General features: G+C 35.2%; 2 protein-coding genes and 1 pseudogene. All 3 read left to right on the top strand.

Annotated elements, in window-relative coordinates; genetic code table 11:
• Positions 1-1013 (top strand): annotated as a pseudogene (locus B2S90_RS06210) (2-hydroxyacyl-CoA dehydratase); the annotation flags it as partial.
• An 11-nt stretch (positions 1014-1024) separates the two neighbouring features.
• The gene (locus B2S90_RS06205) at positions 1025-1345 is read left to right on the top strand and encodes a hypothetical protein (RefSeq protein WP_022424598.1); all 321 of its coding nucleotides are present in this window, start codon (positions 1025-1027) and stop codon (positions 1343-1345) included.
• A gap of 9 nt (positions 1346-1354) precedes the next feature.
• Complete coding sequence (rnmV, locus tag B2S90_RS06200; RefSeq protein ID WP_279079760.1) at positions 1355-1879, top strand: ribonuclease M5; 525 nt, start codon at positions 1355-1357, stop codon at positions 1877-1879.
• Positions 1880-2028: the final 149 nt, after the last annotated feature.

Genomic DNA, 2028 nt, shown 5'->3' with positions numbered 1-2028 from the left:
TGAATTCGGGTAAGTATGATCCTCATAAGGTGGCATTGATCATCTCACAGACAGGTGGAGGATGCCGTGCAACAAACTATATTGCGTTTATTAGAAAAGCATTAAAGGATGCACATATGGATTATGTACCTGTTATTTCAGCAAACTTACAGGGATTAGAATCTAACCCAGGCTTTAAGATTACTTATAAGGTGGCTAAGAAAGTTATTATTGGGGCTATGTATGGTGACTTATTCATGAGAGTCTTATATCGTGTCAGACCGTATGAAAAGGTGAAAGGTTCAGCTAATGAATTATATGAATCATGGGTAGAAAAGTGTAAAGAAAACGTTGAAAATGGTTCTATGAAGGAATTCAAGAAGAACGTTTATCAGATTGTAAAGGAATTTGATGAATTACCACTTCTAGATATTAAGAAACCTAGAGTAGGTCTTGTAGGAGAAATCCTTGTGAAATTCCACCCTACTGCCAATAATGAGATTGTAAAGACTATTGAAGAAGAAGGCGCAGAAGCAGTTATGCCAGATTTAATTGACTTCTTCCAGTATTGTTTCTACAATACTCAGTATGAACATGAACATTATGATGCAAGCTGGAAATCAGCTAAGTTATGTAATGTAGCGATTAAACTCGTAGACTTCTTAAGAAAAGATATGATTAAGGCATTAGAAGCATCAAATCGTTTTGATGCACCACATCCTATTGATCAAATTGCGAAGAAAGCAAGTGAAGTTGTTTCTATTGGTAACCAGACAGGTGAAGGATGGTTCTTAACGGGTGAAATGATTGAACTCATTGATGAAGGTGCACCAAATATTGTATGTATGCAGCCATTTGCCTGCTTACCTAACCATGTAACAGGTAAGGGTGTCATTAAGGCATTAAGAAGAAAATATCCACAGTCTAACATCGTTGCGATTGATTACGATCCAGGGGCTAGTGAAACAAACCAGGTTAACCGTATTAAATTGATGTTATCAACAGCATTTAAGAATATGGAATCATCTAAATAGTGGAGGAAGATATGGAAGATGGACATTCCACCCCGCCCTCGCGAGGTAGGGCTATTCTAGGCTTTATAAGATCAAAACTGAATTATAATAAGATTTCTGTATTAAAGAAATTAGCCTGTAAGAATAACCCTGTAATATATAGACGTGTATTACAAGAATTAGGCGACTACAAGTATAAAAAGAAACCTGTGAAGGGTATAACCCTTTCACAGGCTGATTATGATACATGCTGCCTTATACTCACTGTAATGGTTGAGAAAGATTTCGATTATTATTATGATCAGGGAGATGTCAAGCGTACAATAGAACGTATGATTGACTTACTGAGTTAGGAGACTATTGTGAGAAAGATTAAAGAAGTTGTTGTAGTAGAAGGTAAAACAGATACAGCAACACTTAAACAGTTATTTGATGTAGATACAATTGAAACATCTGGGTCAGGAATCAACGAAGATATTCTATCTCTCATTAAAACTGCTGCCCAGACACGTGGCGTCATTGTCTTAACAGACCCTGATTATCCTGGTACACAGATTAGAAATAAAGTCATTCAGGCTGTTCCTAATGCGAAGCATGCCTTTGTCGCAAAAAAAGATGCCAAGGGTGTGAAGAAACTTGGTATTGCGGAAGCAAGGCATGATGCAATTATTGAAGCATTAGAGAATGCAGTCACATTTAGTGATGCTAAAGAATCTATTTCATGGGATGAATTTATTGATCTAGATGTATTAGGAAATAAGAAGAGAAGACTACAGGTCTATGATGCCTTTCATTTAGGTTATGGTAATGCGAAAGCATTATTTAAGAGACTGAATATGATGGGTATTACAAAAGAAGAAGTACTTAAAGCATTAAAGAGTCAGTAGACATTATCTGCTGACTCTTTTTTATGTATATTCAAATTTCTTCACTACCTACAATATTATGTTTTAAGTTAGTTTTACCATTTGTTGGAAACACATTATTTATCTATTTCTTTAAAGATGAAATTAAAAACCTATTATTTTAATAATAT

The sequence above is a fragment of the Catenibacterium sp. UBA627 genome, from assembly GCF_002299355.1.
GTDB lineage: Bacteria > Bacillota_I > Bacilli_A > Erysipelotrichales > Coprobacillaceae > Catenibacterium > Catenibacterium mitsuoka.
This window is presented reverse-complemented; position numbering and strand designations above follow the sequence as displayed.

Bases quoted from the DNA above. Each gene is read 5' to 3' on its own strand.
- B2S90_RS06205 (WP_022424598.1), top strand. From the start codon at position 1,025: ATGGAAGATGGACATTCCACCCCGCCCTCGCGAGGTAGGGCTATTCTA.